Consider the following 18173-nt stretch of genomic DNA (forward strand, 5'->3'; position numbering starts at 1 on the left):
AGACTTACTATGCCAATCAAAATACCCGATACTCTACCTGCAAAAGAAGTACTTGAGGGAGAGAATATCTTCGTCATGGATGAAACTTCTGCATATCAGCAGGATATTCGTCCACTCCGTATCGCTATATTAAACCTGATGCCCACAAAGGAAACGACCGAAACACAATTGCTTCGTCTGGTGGGAAACACGCCTATTCAGGTGGATGTCGTTCTCGTACATCCCAAATCCCATACGTCGAAGAATACGTCTCAGGAGTATTTGGATCTGTTCTATAAAACCTTCGATGAGATTGAGCACCGTCGTTTCGATGGAATGATCATTACGGGTGCCCCGGTGGAACAGATGGATTTCGAAGACGTGAACTATTGGAATGAAATCCAGGAGATCTTCGAATGGACCAAAACCAATGTGACTTCAACCCTCCACATATGTTGGGCTTCTCAGGCAGGTTTATACCATCATTTTGATGTACCCAAGGTTGCACTTGATGAAAAGTGTTTTGGCGTTTTCCCACATACCATCAATAAACCACATGTTCCGTTGTTGCGTGGATTCGATGAAGTATTCAACGTTCCACATTCCCGCCATACGGAAGTGAGACGCGAAGATATTGAAAAGAATGAGAATTTAGAGATTTTGGCTGAATCCGAGGAAGCGGGGATCTTCCTGGTTGCTACCAGAGACGGCAAACAGATTTTTGCCACAGGACATGCCGAGTATGACCCGTTCTCATTAAAGTGGGAGTATGACCGGGATGCAGCTAAAGGTTTGGATATCGCATTGCCTAGACATTATTATCCGAATGACGACCCTTCCCGTGTGCCACCAGCTACTTGGCGCGCTCATGCCAACTTATTATTCTCTAACTGGCTCAATTACTATGTGTATCAAGAAACACCTTACGATATTGGCCCGCAAATCTAATCGAGATTACAGGAGGATGCAGCAATGGAAGACAACAACAAGTTGAAAATCGAAAGCCGCTTAGCACAAATTGGGTCCATTAATGAACCGGTAACAGGCGCCATTAACTTTCCGATCTATCAATCCACTGCGTTTCGCCACCCGAAGCTTGGACAAAGCACGGGGTTTGATTATATTCGTACGACTAATCCAACCCGTAAAGTGTTGGAAGAAGCTGCCGCAGCGCTGGAGTCCGGTGATGCAGGGTTTGCCTGTAGCTCGGGAATGGCCGCGCTGCAAACGATCTTCGCCATGTTTGGTCAAGGGGATCATCTGATTGTATCGCTGGATCTGTATGGTGGAACCTATCGTCTGCTGGAACGCATCTTGTCCCGTTTCGGCGTAACTGCAAGTTATGTGGACACAAATGACCTGGCAGCACTGGAGAAGGTTCGTCAACCGAATACAAAAGCTGTATTTATTGAGACACCAACCAACCCACTGATGATGATCACCGATGTGGAAGCCGTTGCTTCCTGGGCGAAAAGTTACAACCTGTTGACCATTGTTGACAACACGTTGTTGACTCCATTTTTCCAACGTCCGATTGAACTGGGTGCCGATATCATCATTCATAGCGCTACCAAATATCTGGGCGGACATAATGATGTGCTCGCCGGACTAATTATTACCAAAGGTGAGGCGTTATCTGCTGAGATGGCGTTCCTGCATAATTCCATTGGAGCGGTATTATCTCCAAGTGACTCCTACCAGTTGATGAAAGGTATGAAAACGCTGGCTCTTCGCATGGAGCGTCATGAGCACAATGCACTTACTATTGCCAAATACTTGCTTGAGCACCCAGCGGTGGTTGAAGTGTATCATCCAGGTCTATCCGATCATCCAGGGTATGAGATACAGAACAAACAATCCACGGGTAATACAGGTATCTTCTCTTTCAAAGTGAAGGATGCACGTTATGTTGAACCGTTGCTACGTCATATCCAACTCATTGCTTTTGCCGAAAGTCTCGGCGGAGTTGAATCACTCATGACTTATCCGGCAGTACAGACTCATGCGGATATTCCGCTTGAAATTCGTGAAGCCGTAGGTGTGGATGACCGTCTGCTCCGGTTCTCCGTAGGCATTGAGCATGCAGATGATCTGATTGCAGATCTCGGCAATGCTCTGACAGCTGCACAACAGGAAGTGGAAGGAGGAGTGCACTCATGAGTGAGTCCAACAACAAGCCCAATTCCGAGTTGAAATTTGATACCAAATTGCTCCATTTTGGCGATGAGATTGACAAAACGACTGGAGCCTCCAGTGTACCGATCTACCAAGCATCAACATTCCATCATTTTGATATCTTCAATCCGCCTCAACATGATTACAGTCGTTCGGGTAATCCGACACGTCAGGCTCTGGAAGATTACATCACATTGCTGGAGGGCGGCGCACGAGGCTTTGCCTATTCTTCGGGGATGGCTGCGATCTCAAGCGTGTTCATGATGTTCTCTGCAGGGGATCATATGATTGTAACGGAAGACGTATATGGAGGTACGTATCGTTTGCTTACTTCCATATTAAGCCGTATGCAGATCGAGACAACCTTTGTAGACATGACCAATATAGATGAAGTAAAAGCGGCACTCAAGCCAAACACCAAGGCAATTTATATGGAAACACCGTCCAACCCTACACTGCGAATTACGGATATCGCTGCCGTAACTGACTGGTCGAAGGAACATGACCTGATCACGATTCTGGATAACACCTTTATGACACCGTACTATCAGCGTCCAATTGAGCTTGGTGTGGACATCGTCGTACATAGTGCTACGAAGTTTCTCGGAGGTCACAGTGATGTACTGGCAGGGTTAGCGGTTGCTCGCACGGAATCACTTGGCGTACAACTGAAACAGTTGCAAAATGGACTTGGAACTGTACTCGGGGCACAAGAATCCTGGCTTCTGATGCGCGGGATGAAAACCTTGGGGGCTCGCATGGCTCATAGTGAACGGAGCACAGCCAAACTTGCGGCATGGCTTAATGAGCGCAGTGATATTACCGCTGTCTTTTATCCTGGACTGGAGGATCATCCGGGCCGTGAGGCACATGAGCGCCAGTCCACAGGATATGGAGCTGTCGTTTCATTTGACGTTGGTTCAGGTGATCGCGCAAAAGCAGTTCTTAACCGGGTGAAGCTACCTATTGTTGCTGTAAGCTTGGGAGCTGTGGAGAGTATTCTGTCCTACCCAGCGATGATGTCTCATGCGGCAATGCCGGCTGAGGTTCGCCGTGACCGTGGCATTACAGATGGGTTGCTGCGCTTCTCCGTAGGTCTGGAAGATATCGAAGATCTCATTGTAGATTTGGAACAAGCACTTCAGGAATCCTAACAAAAGTGGATGCCCGAATACGCCGATGCGTATCACTTAATCTCGAACTAATTCTTTTCCATATGTAAAAATTTTTACTTATTTTTAAAGCACCTGTACATAAGGTGCTTTTTTTCACATGTAACCTGTGTTACGATATGTGGAGTACAGAAATACGATGTTGCCACCAGAACTTGCTTCTCTTGAACAAGTTGGGACGGATCGTTATATAATTTCTCTTCATGAGGGAGGCTTTTTTACGATGAGTACGGTAGACCGTATCTTAGATAAAGCCCTTCGGGGCGAACGTTTGGACTTGGAAGACACGATTCAGCTATTTGAATCCAATGAAGTGGACAAAATCGGGGCAGCTGCTAATGTCATTATGAAACGCATGCACCCTGAACCATACAGAACATTTGTAATTGGGCGTAACGTCAACTACACAAACGTGTGTGATGTGTACTGCCGTTTTTGTGCTTTCTACCGCAGACCTGGTTCGGATGAAGGTTATGTGCTTCCGGACGAAGTTATTTTCCAGAAGATTCAGGAAACGGAAGATGTGAATGGTACCGAGATTTTGATGCAAGGTGGAACGAATCCAAACTTGCCTTTCAGCTATTATACAGACCTGTTGAAAGCCATCAAAGAGCGTTTCCCGAACATCACGATGCACTCTTTCTCCCCAGCGGAGATTATGAAAATGGTTGAAGTATCCGATGGCCTTACATTGGAAGAAGTTGTTCGTGCCATTCACGAAGCTGGACTGGATTCCTTGCCTGGCGGCGGCGCTGAAATTCTGGATGACCGCACACGTCGGAAGATCAGCCGTTTGAAAGGTTCATGGCGGGATTGGATGGACGTTATGCAAACTGCACACCGCATCGGAATGAACACAACGGCAACGATGGTTATCGGCCTTGGTGAATCGATGGAAGAGCGTGCATTACACTTGCTCCGTGTACGTGAAGCTCAGGACGAATGTATAGCGAACAAGTATGACTCCGAAGGTTTCCTGGCGTTCATTCCTTGGACCTTCCAGCCGGATAATACCAACCTTAAGCTGGAGCGTCAGACTCCGGAAGAATACTTGAAGACTGTAGCCATCAGCCGACTGGTGCTTGATAATATCAAGAACATTCAATCCTCTTGGGTAACGATGGGTCCTGAGATCGGTAAGAAGTCGCTTGAATTTGGCTGTAATGACTTCGGTAGCACGATGATTGAAGAGAACGTTGTATCTGCTGCTGGTGCAACATATAAAGTTAACATTGAATCCATTCTCCGTTTGATTCGGGAGTCCGGTTATATCCCGGCACAACGTAACACCCGATATGACATCGTTCGTATGTTCGACGAAGAGAATGCCGTACATGAAGATTTCGTAATGCAGAACTAATTCTAATTAATTCAATACTACTCTCCATAAACTTTGATCGTTAGATAAGTATTTATGAAGCCAAGCCCGCTGACTACTCCGTTTGGAGAGACGGCGGGCTTTTTGATTTCTTTCTGCGGTTCGAGGTCATCAAACAGTACATGTTACGCAATTGGCGATATTTTATATTGAAATTGAACTGTTACAATGAAAGGGAACTTGTTTAGTCAGACACGCTGGAAGGGGTAAACCGATGAAGAGAAGAATACTTGGCAAGACGGAAATGGACGTACCTGTATTGAGCTTTGGAGCATCCTCACTCGGTTCTGTATTTCGTGAAATTGATCGGGACGAAGGGATTCGCACTGTACATGCGGCCGTAGATGCGGGGATGAATTACATAGACGTTTCGCCTTACTATGGGCTGACAAAAGCGGAGGCAGTGTTGGGTGAAGCCATCCGCAGCTTGCCGCGCAGTTCATATATGTTATCAACCAAAGCCGGACGGTATGGGGAAAATGAGTTTGATTTTTCACGTCAGCGGATTCTGGATAGTGTGCAAGAGAGCCTGGATCGATTGCATACAGACTATATCGACATTCTGTTCTTGCATGATATAGAATTTGTGCCAGCAGAGATTATTGTCGAAGAAGCTTTTCCAACGTTGCTGCGTCTGAAAGAGCAGGGAGTTATACGACATGCGGGCATTTGTGGATTGCCCTTGCCGTTGTTCGAGAAGGTTCTGCCACAGATCGATGCGGATGCGATCATCTCGTATTGTCATTATTCATTGAATGATACCTCATTATTATCGTTATTGCCCCTGTTGGAAAAAAAAGAAATTGGCCTCGTCAATGCTTCGCCTCTTTCTATGGGCTTGTTGAGTACCCGAGGGGCTCCTGCCTGGCATCCGGCAGACGATCGGGTGAAAGAGCTCTGCCTGAAGGCTGCCCGCTTCTGTGCAGAACAAGGTAGTGACATTGCCAAGCTGGCCGTGCAATTCTCCACATCGAATGAACGAATTCCGACAACACTGGTGAGCAGTGCCAGCCAGCGCAATATCCTCAATAATGCAGCCTGGATAGAGGAAGCGATGGATCAGAGCCTGCTGGATGAAGTGCTGCGCATTCTGGCTCCATTGCATAACGAGACGTGGTCAAGCGGAAGACCTGAATATAATACGAAGCCAAGCAACACGACAGCAGAAGCATCCAAGGGGGAACAACGATGAGAGCCATTGTATGTGAAGAAATAGATCAATTGAAGCTCCAGGACCTGCCTCAACCAGAACGAGCAGAAGGAGAGGCGTTGGTTGCCATTCGGCGGATTGGGATCTGTGGAACGGATCTGCATGCGTACAAAGGCAATCAACCATTCTTTACTTATCCTCGTGTTCTGGGTCATGAACTGGCGGCTGTTATTGAAGAAATCGGTCCGAACGAGGCTGGGTTACAGCCTGGGGATCAGGTAAGTATTATTCCGTATCTGCACTGTGGTCACTGTATTGCATGTCGCAGTGGAAAAACCAATTGTTGTGCGTCCATGCAAGTCATGGGTGTGCACGTAGACGGAGGCATGAGAGAAAAAATCAACGTGCCTGTCTCACATCTGCTCTCAGCAGAAGGTTTGACGCTGGATGAGACGGCAATGGTAGAACCATTAAGCATTGGAGCCCATGCCGTCAGAAGAGCAGGAATTAAACCTGGTGAGCATGTGATTGTGATTGGAGCTGGCCCCATTGGATTGGGTGTGATGGCATTTGCCAAACAGGCGGGGGCGCGTGTTATTGCCGTTGATCGTAATCTGGACAGGCTGGAGCTTAGCCGGACTTGGGCTGGAGCGGATGACCTGGTACAGGCCAATGAACATACCGTACAACAAGTGGCTGAAATTACGGGAGGCGACTATGCTACAGTTGTCTTCGATGCAACAGGTAACGTGAATTCCATGAATGAGGCCATTCAATATGTGGCGCATAGTGGTCAACTCATTTTTGTAGGACTGGTGAAAGCGGATATTACCTTTCATGACCCCGAATTTCACAAGCGGGAGATGAGCATCCTGGGCAGTCGAAACGCAACCCGTGAAGATTTTGAACAAGTCCTGTCGACCTTGCGTCAAAAGAAATTAAGTATGGATGGGTATATCACACACCGCGTGGAGTTTGATGAGTTACCTACTGCAATAGATCAATGGTTATTGCCAGATTCACATGTAGTCAAAGCTATCGTTGAACTATAATAACAATTAATTATAATAACAGAAAAAAACGCTCTCTGACCTTGGTGGACAATACTGTCCATCCATAGGGGAAGAGAGCGTTTTTTTATTTTTCCGGATTCGTTACAATGCCCGCATGTGGATCAATGTGACGCACAATGGACTTCAACCAGATCATCTCCAGCACATGTACCTCATAATAAAGTGCACCCGGGATTTGCCTGATCCATCCTTCCGCCATCGCGAGTTGTGTTGAGTCAGAAGTGGCTTCCAGAATTCCAGGTTCACGGCGTAGCCGTTTGCGTACAGCTTTTTCAACTTGAGAGCTTTGTGTGGTCAATATGCATACTTTGCGTTTGGAAGAGAAGCCCCTGAACGCAATGTACACCATTTCATAAGCAATAAGGTAGGCGATTACGGAATACATCGCTTGGTCCCAGCCAAAGACAACACCAGCGGCTGTCAGTATCAACAAGTTAAGCAGCATGATTATTTTTTCGATAAGCATCCGTTTTCCGCTAAACACACGTTCAGGTGGGCGGGAAGACGGATCACCGATTTCCAGCGTATCCAGTGTCCCGCCATACCGCACGACGAGTCCAATTCCGAGTCCGAGGCATAATCCGCCAAACATGGCAGCAGCCAGCGGATGCTCTACAAGTGGCGGCATGGGATGAAGCACAATGGCACCGATCGAAAAGACAACCAGACCTAGAACAGTAACCAGTACAAATTTCTTCTGCACAATCTTGTAAGACAGAAATATAAACGGCACATTGAATAAAAATAGGAACAAACCAATCCTCATTTCGGTCCAGTGGGCGAAGAGTGAGGAAATGCCTGTAATGCCTCCAATAATAATCTTATTGGGGTGTAAGAACAATTCAAGTCCCACGGAGGCCAGAATTCCGCCCGCAATAACGAGAAACAGGTTTAACCAGCGGCGGGTAGACGATATCCTGGTCTTGGCGGTGTTTGGCACCGGATTAGCCGATATCAGAGGTGCTTTCATAGGTCATCCTCCTTAGTGCGGCTTTCGAGCCATTCTCCCTGGGTTAGTCACAGAAAGATCGGCGTAAGAGCCGCGAAGTACGTTAGTATGTCTGTTCTGTACAGACATAGGGATTATCCTTCTTTCTGCAGAACCTTTGGTTCTTCTTTCTTTTTCCGAGGATCTTTGAACTTGAATATTTTATCCAATAAACGGAATACATGTTTGGACTCTTTGGTTAATAAAGGACCCAGAATGGCCAGAATTAGGACGTACAGCGCGGCAAACGGTTGAATCATTGGCAACAGTCCCCCGGCTTTACCCATGTTGGCCAAGATGATGGAAAACTCACCCCGTGACACAATGGTTAATCCAATATTCGCCGATGCTTTGGGTGATAGTCCTGCACTGCGCCCGGCCAGCATACCCGCCAGGAAGTTACCGAACAATGTAATAACAACTGCAATCAGAGCTAACCATACGGCATCGCCACCCAAGGACAACGGATCAATGGACAATCCAAAGCTGAAGAAGAAGATTGCTCCGAAGAAGTCACGGAACGGTAGAATCAAGTGCTCAATCCGTTTTGCGTGTTCTGTTTCAGCAAGCACCAGACCAACCAGTAATGCACCAATCGCTTCGGCAACATGAATGGTTTCAGAGAAACCAGCTACCAGGAACAAGGCTCCAAATACAACGAGAGAGAATAGCTCATTCGATCGAATTTTAAGCAATTTGTTTAGTAGCGGTGTTGCTTTGCGTCCAAGGATAATTACGATAAGCATGAATCCGAGTGCAATAAGTGCGGACATGATGACGCCTCCGATGGAGGATGAATCACTAAGCACAAGTCCGGACAAGATCGAGATATATACAGCGAGGAATACATCTTCGAACATAATAATACCCAATATCATCTCTGTTTCCGGGTTGGCCGTTCGTTTCAAATCAACGAGTACCTTGGCCACAATGGCACTGGAAGAGATGGTAGTTATACCTGCGATAATAAGTGCTTCTGCAACTGGAAAACCGGACACAAAACCGAATATTAATCCCAGCGTAAAGTTAATGCCGATGTAGATCGAGCCGCCTACTGCAATGGAGCGACCCGATTTAATTAAACGACCTACCGAGAATTCAAGTCCAAGGTAGAAGAGAAGGAACAGGATACCGATCCGACCCATAAATTCAATAAAAGGCTGACTCTCAATAAAACGGAAGTCCAGATGCCAGATTTTCATGGCATGTGGCCCCACGGCCATCCCGATCAGAATATAAAATGGAACGACCGAAAATCTTAGTTTTGCCGATAAAAGGCCGGCTGCTGCAATGAGCACAAGGGCCAGACCTACTTCGAATATCAAATGATCCATCTATTTACCCCCTTCCAGTCAGGAGGAGGGATTTAAACAGTTTCTGCTGATTGCGTTCGCCAACGGCTACCACCGTGGATTCTGCACTGATAACTACCTCCGGACCTGGGCTGATATGTTTTTTGTGATTTTTCTCTACAACGGCGATAACCGTTGCCCCAGAGTTTTGACGTACGTCCAATTCACCGATGGATTTACCGATACTTCCGAAGGATGGTTCGATTTTGTACCACTCGATAATCAGGTCGTCAAACGTTACTTCAATATTTTCAAGCTGTTTTGGTTTGTAAGTTAATCCGCCAACAATAGCAGCAATCTGTCGTGCTTCGTAATCGTCAAGTGTGATCATCGAGATGCTTTGATCGGGATCATCATACTCGAAGTGGTACATTTCCCGGCGACCGTCATCGTGAATAATTATGACAATTTTATCACCGCTGCTTGTTTCAATCTGAAATTTTTTGCCGATTCCCGGCAAGTCTGTTTCGCGTACATCCATGGATTGTTGCCTCCTTATAATTAGGGGCTGGCCATAGAAGACAGGCTTATTTCCCGAAAATGATTAATCTGCTGCTCAAGGGAACATCAAAAGATGCGGGTAAACAGAGCCAGAAATTCCTGACACAGCCATATGATTTGAATTTGTCGGTGTGGGTACAACAAAAATAGGTACTGTCATAAACATGGGTTTATCTAACGTGTGCTAAAAGGGTTATAAGTTATGCACAAGCGCACCGTCTTTCATTACAGAGGTGTCTTCATGCAAAAGCAACCTGTAATACGTCGTAACGGCTAGTGAAGAGCGTTCACGTATTTTGGTGCTATAGGGGTGAGGGATACATACATGCTGGTAAACTTAATAGGTAGCAGAAATAATCTGCGTTTAAACAGACAATACCACGGTTTAAAGGACAGACCCGTTGTAGGGATTCGCAGCATCAATAACAATGCGAGGACAAGAAAGACAGGCTTATTATGCGTAACCGCAATCAGCTTGGACATAACTTGTGGATATTTGCGAATGACAGGTTTCTGCTGGGATTCGGGTATTTGCAACAGCACTTCCTTGTTGGAAGTTGCTTCTACAGACACCCCAACGGCAGATTCGGACTGCATCGGAATAGGGAAGCACAAGGCTTGGAAAACGCACAAAATGATAATGATAGTGTAGTGGAGTATTCTAGGTTGTTGTCTCATTTTGGCTTCCCTCCTTTCCCGTGAAATATACTGTTATTAAAATAATAACACATTTTTGTCTTAACTCCAAACCTCTTTATAATATACTGAGAAATCATGACACGCTTTCCATCAATCCGCTTCGTATATCCCCATCGGCCTTGCCATATACTTTGAACAGGAAGGAAAGGAGTGATTCTTGTGGAACTGTTTGCTGTATGGACCGATGTATCGGGGCAAGAGGAAGCGGATCAATTTTATCGTTGTGTCAAGGAAAAAACCAAAGGTTTACATATAAGTAAAAGAGGATTTCGGCTCACCTTCAAACATAATGATGGAAGAGCAACCTGGGTGTGCAGAGGGAATGAGAATCACGAAGACTTCCAGCAATGGCTTCCCCGGATCAGTGATCTGCTCTCCCTTGGACTCGCCGACTTCATTATGGAGACACAAGAACGGAGCATGGTGGAGGATATGATCGCCAAGGCGTGTTCTGTCATGGATGAGCATGAGGTGGAAAAGGTCAATCGAATCTGCATGCCACTTCTATTAAATGGTGATCTGGATCAGCCCGGACTTCGAGAGCGCCGTCGTACTACGTTAGCCAGTGGACTACGGCAGGATCTGGAGGATGTTCACTTTTTTCACCTTGAAGGCATTATCAACTTCCGCATACGGCCATATAAGCAGGAGCTTCAGGAATTAGTGGAGTATGCGCTCGATGAGTTCTGGATGGATCGGCAGTATGAAGAGTTTATGGGGTTGCTAAAATATTTTGTGTTTTTTCAAGAAGCCAAAGTACCTCTGGTTCATCTTGTACACAAGGGAATGCATGAATTTCAGGTCCTGGATGCTGGACTTAATCTGTTACCCGTGCAAAAGGATGAACAGGTCGTTGTGGAAATGCCGGGTCTGGAACTGGAGATGGATATTGAAGATATGATTGTAAGTACACTCATCTCGATCTCTCCTGAGAAGGTCATGCTCCATACACGCACCCCGGATCTGCCAATCATCTCGACCATATGCCAGATCTTTGAAGACAAAGTGCAAATATGTCATCATTGCCCGGAATGCGAAGTGCTGCGCTCAGGATTGTTGACAGGTCTTGACGCAAGTGATCTCGGCAATTATAATAACTGTTGATCCATGAATTTTTCATGTGAACCATTGAACCAAAAGCGTTGACAAAGACAATAACCACACGCAAGATCGGTGCAGAGAGAGGAACCTAGGCTGAAATTTCCTCCGGATATCACGTATGGTTTACCCCTTTGTAGCTGCAATTTTGAAAGTGGAGTTAGAATATCGCCTTTATTGGGGATTATCCGCGAGTAAGGATCTGCCGGGTCATGCCCGTTATCGTCATGCCAATGAGGGCTGTATTTCCGAATATGGATGAATCAGCTGAATTAGGGTGGAACCACGAGTATATATCACTCGTCCCTTTGCCGGGACGGGTGTTTTTTGCGTTCCTTTGCAAAATGACTGGAATAGCAATAGATAATCAGTCCATAAATATCTGGACACGAAGTTTACATTAACAGGAGGAATGAGACAAATGGCAGTGAACATTAAATTACCGGATGGTTCGGTACGTGAGTACGCGGATGGCAGCAGCATTGAGGACGTAGCCGCTTCAATTAGCAGCGGATTGCGCAAAAATGCCGTAGCCGGCAAGCTGGATGGTATCGTGGTGGACTTGTCCACAACACTTCATGAGGGTGCATTGGTGGAGATCGTAACTCTGGATTCACCAGAAGGACTTGAAGTGATGCGTCATAGTACAGCTCACTTGATGGCTCAAGCAGTGAAACGTTTATATGGTAACAAAGAGGTACGCCTCGGTATCGGCCCTGTCATTGAAGATGGTTTCTACTATGATATGGACCTCGAACATGCGCTCAATCCTGAAGATCTGCAAAAGATCGAGAAGGAAATGGAACGTATTGTGAACGAGAACTTGCCAATTGTACGTAAGGAAGTTAGCCGCGAGGACGCGATCAAAACGTTCGAAGAAGTGGGCGATCCTTACAAACTTGAGTTGATTCGTGATTTGCCAGCGGACAGCGTGATTACGATTTATGAGCAAGGTGAATTCTTCGACTTGTGTCGTGGCCCTCACGTACCATCAACTAGCAAAATCAAAGTGTTCAAACTGATGAATGTCGCGGGTGCTTACTGGCGTGGAGATAGCAAAAACAAAATGCTTCAACGTATCTATGGTACGGCTTTTGTGAAAAAAGCACAGCTGGACGAGCATTTGCACTTCCTCGAAGAAGCTAAAAAACGGGATCACCGTAAGTTGGGTAAAGAGCTGGAAATGTTCACATTCTCCCAACTGGTCGGTCAAGGCTTGCCAATCTGGTTGCCTAACGGTGCGAAGCTGCGCCGTACTCTGGAGCGTTATATTGTGGATCTGGAAGAAAGCCTGGGATACCAGCATGTATACACACCGGTTCTGGGTAACGTGGAATTGTACAAAACATCTGGACACTGGGAGCACTACCAGGAAGATATGTTCCCGAAAATGGTTATGGATAACGAGGAACTTGTTCTCCGTCCAATGAACTGTCCTCACCATATGATGGTGTACAAGTCCAGCATGCACAGCTACCGTGATCTGCCAATCCGGATTGCCGAGCTTGGTATGATGCACCGTTATGAAATGTCGGGCGCATTAACAGGTCTGCATCGTGTACGTGCAATGACACTGAACGACTCACACATTTTTGCACGCCCGGATCAGATCAAAGAAGAGTTCGCTCGTGTTATCGAGTTGATTCAAACAGTGTACAAGGATTTCGGTATCAACGAATACCGTTTCCGTCTGTCCTATCGTGATCCGCAGGATACCGAGAAATACTTCCAGAACGACGAGATGTGGGAAATGTCCCAACGCATGCTGCGTGAAGTTGTGGAAGAACTTGATCTTCCTTTCTATGAAGCTGAAGGTGAGGCGGCATTCTACGGTCCGAAGCTGGATGTGCAGATCAAAACAGCCCTGGGCAAAGAAGAGACATTGTCTACAGTTCAACTGGACTTCCTGTTGCCTGAGCGCTTTGAACTTGAATATGTGGGAGATGACGGACAGAAACATCGTCCGGTCGTTATTCACCGCGGGGTAATTAGTACAATGGAACGTTTCACAGCATTCTTGCTGGAGAACTTTGCAGGAGCTTTCCCCCTGTGGTTGTCTCCGGTTCAGGCGAAAGTGATTCCGGTATCCGGAAACTTCGACGATTATGCGCGTGAAGTGGAAGCGAAGCTGAAACGTGCGGGAATCTCTGCTGAAGCCGATCTGCGGAATGAGAAGCTTGGATATAAAATCCGTGAGGCGCAGCTTGAGAAAATGCCTTATATGTTTGTTGTTGGTGAGAATGAGCGTAATGCAGAAGCCGTATCCGTGCGTAAGCGTGGAGAAGGCGATCTGGGCATGAAACCGGTCGATGAAATAATCGCTCAATTGAAAGAAGAAATTGCAACACGTTTGGTATAAATGAACAAATGATTTATCAGATAACCAGTGCATAAGTTGCGCTGATCACTCTGCATAACGCCTGAATGACATGGGATTGACCTATGTTATTCAGGCGTTTTTTCGTAGTGTTTGCAGTAAAAAGTATAGATTAATTGCTTTTTGGAAAACCTTTGCAGTGAGGGGGAGGTTATACAATGAAAAAGCAATTCTCAATTCAAAAGGAACATATACGGGGTTTATTGGTTGGCTGTGTAATATTCGCCGGGATGATGATCAACCTGAATCAGGCGGATGCCTATACATTTGAAGAGGAAAGTACAGTACTGCATGTCGAGAGTCAGAGCAGCGGCATTGAAGGTCCAATTATTGAAACTTCGAGCAAGTCTGATCAAGAATTTCCGGAACAGGTTAGCCATCAATACAGCGATGAGGCTCAGTTGACGACCATGGTGTATATGGCTTTATTGTGGTCACCACAACCAATGGTCATTCCAAGACCTGAGCTTCCAGAGAAACAAGTGGCAGATCCGTCTATGCCTGTGCTTGCTCCGCGTTCAGAACAAATCCTGGGTACACAAAAGGTTACAGCAACGGGATATACGGCAGGTGTGGAGTCTACAGGAAAAGGACCAAAACATCCTCAATACGGAATTACGTATTCTGGTGTAAAAGTACGTCGTGATAAAGAAACAGTTTCCACGATTGCAGCTGATCCAAAATTATTCCCGATGGGTTCCATTCTGTACATACCGGGCTATGGTTACGGAATTGTTGCAGATACGGGTTCAGCGATCAAAGGCAATAAAATCGATCTGTATTTCCCGACAACCAAGCAAGTGTACAAAGAGTGGGGCAAAAAGGATGTGGAGGTACAGGTGATCAGGCAAGGCGCTGGGAAATGCACAGAAAAGATGCTCAGCGAGTTGGCCGATGCAATCGATGTGTACAAATCTGTACCGGATTCGTGGTTGGACAAGGCCATTTAATTTCACATGGTCACATGAATAACTGAAGTGCTCTCTCCACATAATACTGACTGGGGACGAACCCCGCGGTGCAGCAATGTATCGTAAATATGAAGAGAGAGGTGATTCGTTGTGGCTAAAAAATCACAAGGGTACCAAACGCCAAACGAGAAGTACAATGCAGAGTTTGGAGAAGAGAATGCAGCAGCAAAAGTGAAGCAATCCGCTCAAAACAAAGTACAAGATAATTTCCAAACACCTGATGAAAAATACAATGCCGAGTTCGGTGTAGAAAACATAGGCCAAACTGGCCAAGGTCAAGGCAAAGCATCAAAATACAAAAAATAATTGAAGATTCATTAATCTAATGATGATTCAGCACCCTGGAGCAGCAGCTCCGGGGTGTTTTACATATGCGAAGTTTTTTTACATTAATATCCTCTGATCTCAGTCTTGAGACCGAGATGAATTCCACCTGCCGCCGCTGTTCTCATTGTCTTGTCTGAGTTACACTGGATACATAATATAGACAAAGGAGACATGAGCGATGAAACGATCGACGCGTGACCGCTGGTGGGTTGGCATACCTCTTATTGCTATTGGTGCGATGATCTTGTTCAGACAATTGGGATATGACATTGATGTAGGATATATTTTCAGAACATATTGGCCGTTATTTCTAATCTGGTGGGGGGTCAAAGGAATCTCTGAGATTCGTCGCAACGGGGGTTACGCCTTTATTGGACCGGTAATTGTACTGGCGATTGGTGGTTACTTTCTTGCCCGTAACCTGGGATGGATTGATTACTCCATGGGGGAGTTCATTCGTTATCTGATCCCGGTTATGCTGATTGGCGGAGGATTGTTTGTACTGATCGGGCCACGACGTCGTGATCGGAAACATCATGACAAGATGCAGCCACCTCCAGCACCTGAGCAACCTTATAAACCGTTGGCTCCGGAGGATCTGGAGATGCCGTCGTCGTTTGACGAACAGTTCGAGAAAACATTTGGCAAACCAAAACAGGAACAGAAAAACGATGCACATGGCCCTCACTTCACAGGATCAACGGATTCATCATCACAAGGGCATCAATATAAGAAGAAACATCAATCGTATAACTCTAACGATACCGGATATGGAGAACATTATGATGATGACTACGGAAATGGTTATGGGGATTATGGCAGTGGCAATACCATTAATAAATCGGCGTTCATCGGTGATCTGTACATGGGGCAGGAAGTGTTCTCGTTGAAACCAATGAACATCTCGGCTTTTATCGGAGATACCGTAATTGATTTGACGAAGGCACAGATTCCTTATGGGGAGACGAAGATTGTCATTTCTTCATTTATTGGGGATGTGAAAGTATTTGTTCCGGAAGATATGGATCTGGGTGTGACGGTGACGACAAATTCCTTCATTGGAGATATGTCACTGTTGAACCAGAAACGCGGCGGATTCCTGAGTAGTGCCCAGGCTGAAACTGCCCATTACCATGAAGCAAGCAAAAAAGTACGGATTATTGTAAGTGTGTTTATCGGAGACGTCAAAGTGAATAAGGTGGGTTAATGCATGATTCGAACAATTCTCAAGGCCAATAAATGGGAACTGATGATGTATTTTGCGCTAACTGGTCTGATTACGCTGGGCGGATTCTATCTATTGTATGGAGAGGTGTTGATGGGGGCTGGTCGTCAGCGGGCATGGACCTATGTTGCTGTTGTTGTGCTGGCCACCGTTATCACCGGATATATCGCTGCATTACGGCTCCAACGCAAGATCGACCTGCTTGATCTCAACATGTTGAAAGTGTCCAAGGGTAATCTGGCAGTGCGCATGCCTGAAGCGGATGACGCTTCGTTTGGTCGTGTCTATCAGGAGTTCAATGTCATGATGGATTCGATTGAGAAAAAGATGAGACTGCTTCAGCGCCTCGGTGAGCAGGAAGTCATTGAGAAGGAGCAAGCCTCGGAGCGGGCTGTGCTTGAAGAGCGCAAACGAATGGCAAGGGACCTCCATGACACGGTTAGCCAGCAGCTGTTTGCCATGCATATGTCGGCTTCGTCTTTACCGCGACTGCTGGAGATGAATCCGGAACATGGTGGTAAAGTACTGGACCAGTTGATCCAGATGTCACATATTGCACAGCGTCAGATGCGAGGATTGATTGCCCAACTTCGACCGGTGGAGCTGGAAGGGCGTGACCTCACCGCAGCACTGGATAGTTGGTTTCCTGATTATTGCAGGCAGAATGGTCTTAAAGGTGTGAAAGAGCTGGAACTGGATGGCGGAATCTCGGATGCCATTGAGCACCAGCTGTTTCTTGTTATTCAGGAGGCGGTTGCCAATGTCGTGAAGCATGCAGAGGCTGGAGTGGTTAGTCTGTCCATACGGGAGAGTGAACATCAGATCAGCATGAGCATCAGCGATGATGGTCAGGGATTTTTACAGCAAGCGGAGCGTCCGGGTTCATACGGGTTATCTACCATGCGTGAACGGGCGGAGAAGCTTGGGGGGCAAGTTCAGATTATATCGAAACCGGGAGCGGGAACGACGGTACGGGTATTGATCCCGAAATTCCCGAACGTTCCTGAGTGAACCAGAGGGGGAGACGCAATGAGTGGTAAAGTAAACGTGATGATTGTGGATGACCATGATATGGTGCGCATGGGGTTGAAAACATATCTGATGCTGGAACCTACTTTTCATGTGATGGGAGAAGCGGGCCACGGGCAAGATGCGCTTGATCAGTTACGTAAGTTAAATGATAGTGAAATGCCGGACCTGATTCTGATGGATCTGATGATGCCTGTAATGAATGGCGCTGAAGCAACAAAAGCCATCATGACTGAATTTCCAGGAATGAAAATTGTGATGCTTACCAGTTTCCTGGAGGATGATCTAGTTGTGCAAGCGATTGAAGCGGGTGCGGTAAGTTATGTACTGAAGACAGTCTCTGCTGAAGAACTGATCTATGCTCTGCAAGGGGCCTATAGAGGCATGCCTGTTATGACAGGTGATGTGTCGCAGGCGTTAACCCGGGGAATCAGACAACGTACAGCGAGAGAGAGTGAATCAGGTCTGACTGAACGGGAGAAGGAAGTGCTGCTGCTTATTGCAGAGGGAAAGACCAACAAAGATATCGGAGAAGAATTACATATCAGTATCAAAACCGTCAAAACACATGTGAGTAACCTGCTGATGAAATGTGAGATGGACGATCGTACACAATTGGCCATCTATGCGCATCGTCAGGGTTGGGTGAAAACGAAAGGGTAAAATGCTGTCGTGACGG

17 protein-coding genes are annotated in these 18173 nt (G+C 46.4%); 13 read left to right on the top strand and 4 right to left on the bottom strand.

Translation table 11 applies throughout. The annotated features are described in order from the left end of the window. Positions 1-9 precede the first annotated feature (9 nt). The 6 genes from metA (at position 10) to MHH25_RS09295 (ending at position 6906) form a co-directional block, all read left to right on the top strand. On the top strand, positions 10-927 hold the full coding sequence (gene metA / locus MHH25_RS09270; RefSeq protein WP_340019859.1) for a homoserine O-succinyltransferase: 918 nt from the start codon (positions 10-12) through the stop codon (positions 925-927). A gap of 24 nt (positions 928-951) precedes the next feature. Further along, positions 952-2139, top strand: a complete 1188-nt coding sequence (locus tag MHH25_RS09275) for a PLP-dependent transferase (RefSeq protein ID WP_036669806.1) — start codon at positions 952-954, stop codon at positions 2137-2139. After that, a complete protein-coding gene (locus MHH25_RS09280) occupies positions 2136-3308 on the top strand; it encodes an aminotransferase class I/II-fold pyridoxal phosphate-dependent enzyme (protein WP_340019860.1) in 1173 nt (390 codons plus the stop codon). The genes MHH25_RS09275 and MHH25_RS09280 overlap by 4 nt, the downstream gene beginning before the upstream one ends. Positions 3309-3549: 241 nt before the next feature. Then, positions 3550-4686, top strand: coding sequence for a cyclic dehypoxanthinyl futalosine synthase (gene mqnC, locus MHH25_RS09285; RefSeq protein ID WP_074096829.1), 1137 nt, complete (start codon positions 3550-3552; stop codon positions 4684-4686). Positions 4687-4918: 232 nt separating this feature from the next. Beyond that, on the top strand, positions 4919-5896 hold the full coding sequence (locus MHH25_RS09290) for an aldo/keto reductase (RefSeq protein WP_340019861.1): 978 nt from the start codon (positions 4919-4921) through the stop codon (positions 5894-5896). Beyond that, positions 5893-6906 (top strand): zinc-binding alcohol dehydrogenase family protein, encoded by a 1014-nt coding sequence (locus tag MHH25_RS09295; RefSeq protein ID WP_340019863.1) that lies wholly within the window; start codon positions 5893-5895, stop codon positions 6904-6906. The genes MHH25_RS09290 and MHH25_RS09295 overlap by 4 nt, the downstream gene beginning before the upstream one ends. 85 nt (positions 6907-6991) lie before the next feature. On the opposite strand, the gene MHH25_RS09300 is transcribed toward MHH25_RS09295, so the two are convergent. The 4 genes from MHH25_RS09300 to MHH25_RS09315 all read right to left on the bottom strand — a co-directional run bounded on the left by MHH25_RS09300 (position 6992) and on the right by MHH25_RS09315 (position 10446). Beyond that, on the bottom strand, positions 6992-7897 hold the full coding sequence (locus tag MHH25_RS09300; RefSeq protein ID WP_051447155.1) for a YitT family protein: 906 nt from the start codon (positions 7895-7897) through the stop codon (positions 6992-6994). Positions 7898-8010: 113 nt separating this feature from the next. Then, positions 8011-9249 carry a cation:proton antiporter gene (locus MHH25_RS09305; protein WP_036610060.1) on the bottom strand — a complete coding sequence of 413 codons (1239 nt, stop codon included), beginning with the start codon at positions 9247-9249 and terminating at the stop codon, positions 8011-8013. A 4-nt stretch (positions 9250-9253) separates the two neighbouring features. Then, positions 9254-9748, bottom strand: a complete 495-nt coding sequence (locus MHH25_RS09310) for a cation:proton antiporter regulatory subunit (protein ID WP_036610059.1) — start codon at positions 9746-9748, stop codon at positions 9254-9256. Positions 9749-10041: 293 nt separating this feature from the next. Continuing rightward, complete coding sequence (locus MHH25_RS09315) at positions 10042-10446, bottom strand: hypothetical protein (protein ID WP_051447154.1); 405 nt, start codon at positions 10444-10446, stop codon at positions 10042-10044. 180 nt (positions 10447-10626) lie between these two features. On the opposite strand from MHH25_RS09315, the gene MHH25_RS09320 reads away from it, so the two are divergent. The 7 genes from MHH25_RS09320 to MHH25_RS09350 all read left to right on the top strand — a co-directional run bounded on the left by MHH25_RS09320 (position 10627) and on the right by MHH25_RS09350 (position 18157). Next, positions 10627-11571: a putative sporulation protein YtxC gene (locus tag MHH25_RS09320; RefSeq protein WP_124113713.1), complete on the top strand. Its 945-nt coding sequence runs from the start codon at positions 10627-10629 to the stop codon at positions 11569-11571. A gap of 415 nt (positions 11572-11986) precedes the next feature. Continuing rightward, positions 11987-13924, top strand: a complete 1938-nt coding sequence (gene thrS / locus MHH25_RS09325; RefSeq protein ID WP_036610058.1) for a threonine--tRNA ligase — start codon at positions 11987-11989, stop codon at positions 13922-13924. A 176-nt stretch (positions 13925-14100) separates the two neighbouring features. Next, positions 14101-14892: a 3D domain-containing protein gene (locus MHH25_RS09330; protein WP_256720077.1), complete on the top strand. Its 792-nt coding sequence runs from the start codon at positions 14101-14103 to the stop codon at positions 14890-14892. A gap of 111 nt (positions 14893-15003) precedes the next feature. Next, complete coding sequence (locus tag MHH25_RS09335; protein ID WP_340019865.1) at positions 15004-15219, top strand: hypothetical protein; 216 nt, start codon at positions 15004-15006, stop codon at positions 15217-15219. A gap of 199 nt (positions 15220-15418) precedes the next feature. Continuing rightward, a complete protein-coding gene (liaF, locus tag MHH25_RS09340; RefSeq protein WP_340019866.1) occupies positions 15419-16447 on the top strand; it encodes a cell wall-active antibiotics response protein LiaF in 1029 nt (342 codons plus the stop codon). Between the two features lie 3 nt (positions 16448-16450). Then, a complete protein-coding gene (locus tag MHH25_RS09345; RefSeq protein WP_036669825.1) occupies positions 16451-17476 on the top strand; it encodes a sensor histidine kinase in 1026 nt (341 codons plus the stop codon). Between the two features lie 18 nt (positions 17477-17494). After that, positions 17495-18157: a response regulator transcription factor gene (locus tag MHH25_RS09350; RefSeq protein WP_017689597.1), complete on the top strand. Its 663-nt coding sequence runs from the start codon at positions 17495-17497 to the stop codon at positions 18155-18157. Positions 18158-18173 lie beyond the last annotated feature (16 nt).

This window comes from Paenibacillus sp. FSL H3-0457, from assembly GCF_037981725.1.
In the GTDB taxonomy this organism is placed as follows: Bacteria; Bacillota; Bacilli; order Paenibacillales; family Paenibacillaceae; genus Paenibacillus; species Paenibacillus amylolyticus.

Excerpts from the sequence above, each read along its gene's own strand:
- MHH25_RS09295 (WP_340019863.1), top strand. The coding sequence starts at position 5,893 with ATGAGAGCCATTGTATGTGAAGAAATAGATCAATTGAAGCTCCAGGAC.
- MHH25_RS09280 (WP_340019860.1), top strand. The coding sequence starts at position 2,136 with ATGAGTGAGTCCAACAACAAGCCCAATTCCGAGTTGAAATTTGATACC.
- MHH25_RS09300 (WP_051447155.1), bottom strand. The coding sequence starts at position 7,897 with ATGAAAGCACCTCTGATATCGGCTAATCCGGTGCCAAACACCGCCAAG.
- metA (WP_340019859.1), top strand. The coding sequence starts at position 10 with ATGCCAATCAAAATACCCGATACTCTACCTGCAAAAGAAGTACTTGAG.
- MHH25_RS09350 (WP_017689597.1), top strand. The coding sequence starts at position 17,495 with ATGAGTGGTAAAGTAAACGTGATGATTGTGGATGACCATGATATGGTG.
- MHH25_RS09310 (WP_036610059.1), bottom strand. The coding sequence starts at position 9,748 with ATGGATGTACGCGAAACAGACTTGCCGGGAATCGGCAAAAAATTTCAG.
- MHH25_RS09290 (WP_340019861.1), top strand. The coding sequence starts at position 4,919 with ATGAAGAGAAGAATACTTGGCAAGACGGAAATGGACGTACCTGTATTG.
- MHH25_RS09315 (WP_051447154.1), bottom strand. The coding sequence starts at position 10,446 with ATGAGACAACAACCTAGAATACTCCACTACACTATCATTATCATTTTG.
- thrS (WP_036610058.1), top strand. The coding sequence starts at position 11,987 with ATGGCAGTGAACATTAAATTACCGGATGGTTCGGTACGTGAGTACGCG.
- MHH25_RS09345 (WP_036669825.1), top strand. The coding sequence starts at position 16,451 with ATGATTCGAACAATTCTCAAGGCCAATAAATGGGAACTGATGATGTAT.
- mqnC (WP_074096829.1), top strand. The coding sequence starts at position 3,550 with ATGAGTACGGTAGACCGTATCTTAGATAAAGCCCTTCGGGGCGAACGT.
- MHH25_RS09330 (WP_256720077.1), top strand. The coding sequence starts at position 14,101 with ATGAAAAAGCAATTCTCAATTCAAAAGGAACATATACGGGGTTTATTG.
- MHH25_RS09275 (WP_036669806.1), top strand. The coding sequence starts at position 952 with ATGGAAGACAACAACAAGTTGAAAATCGAAAGCCGCTTAGCACAAATT.
- MHH25_RS09305 (WP_036610060.1), bottom strand. The coding sequence starts at position 9,249 with ATGGATCATTTGATATTCGAAGTAGGTCTGGCCCTTGTGCTCATTGCA.
- liaF (WP_340019866.1), top strand. The coding sequence starts at position 15,419 with ATGAAACGATCGACGCGTGACCGCTGGTGGGTTGGCATACCTCTTATT.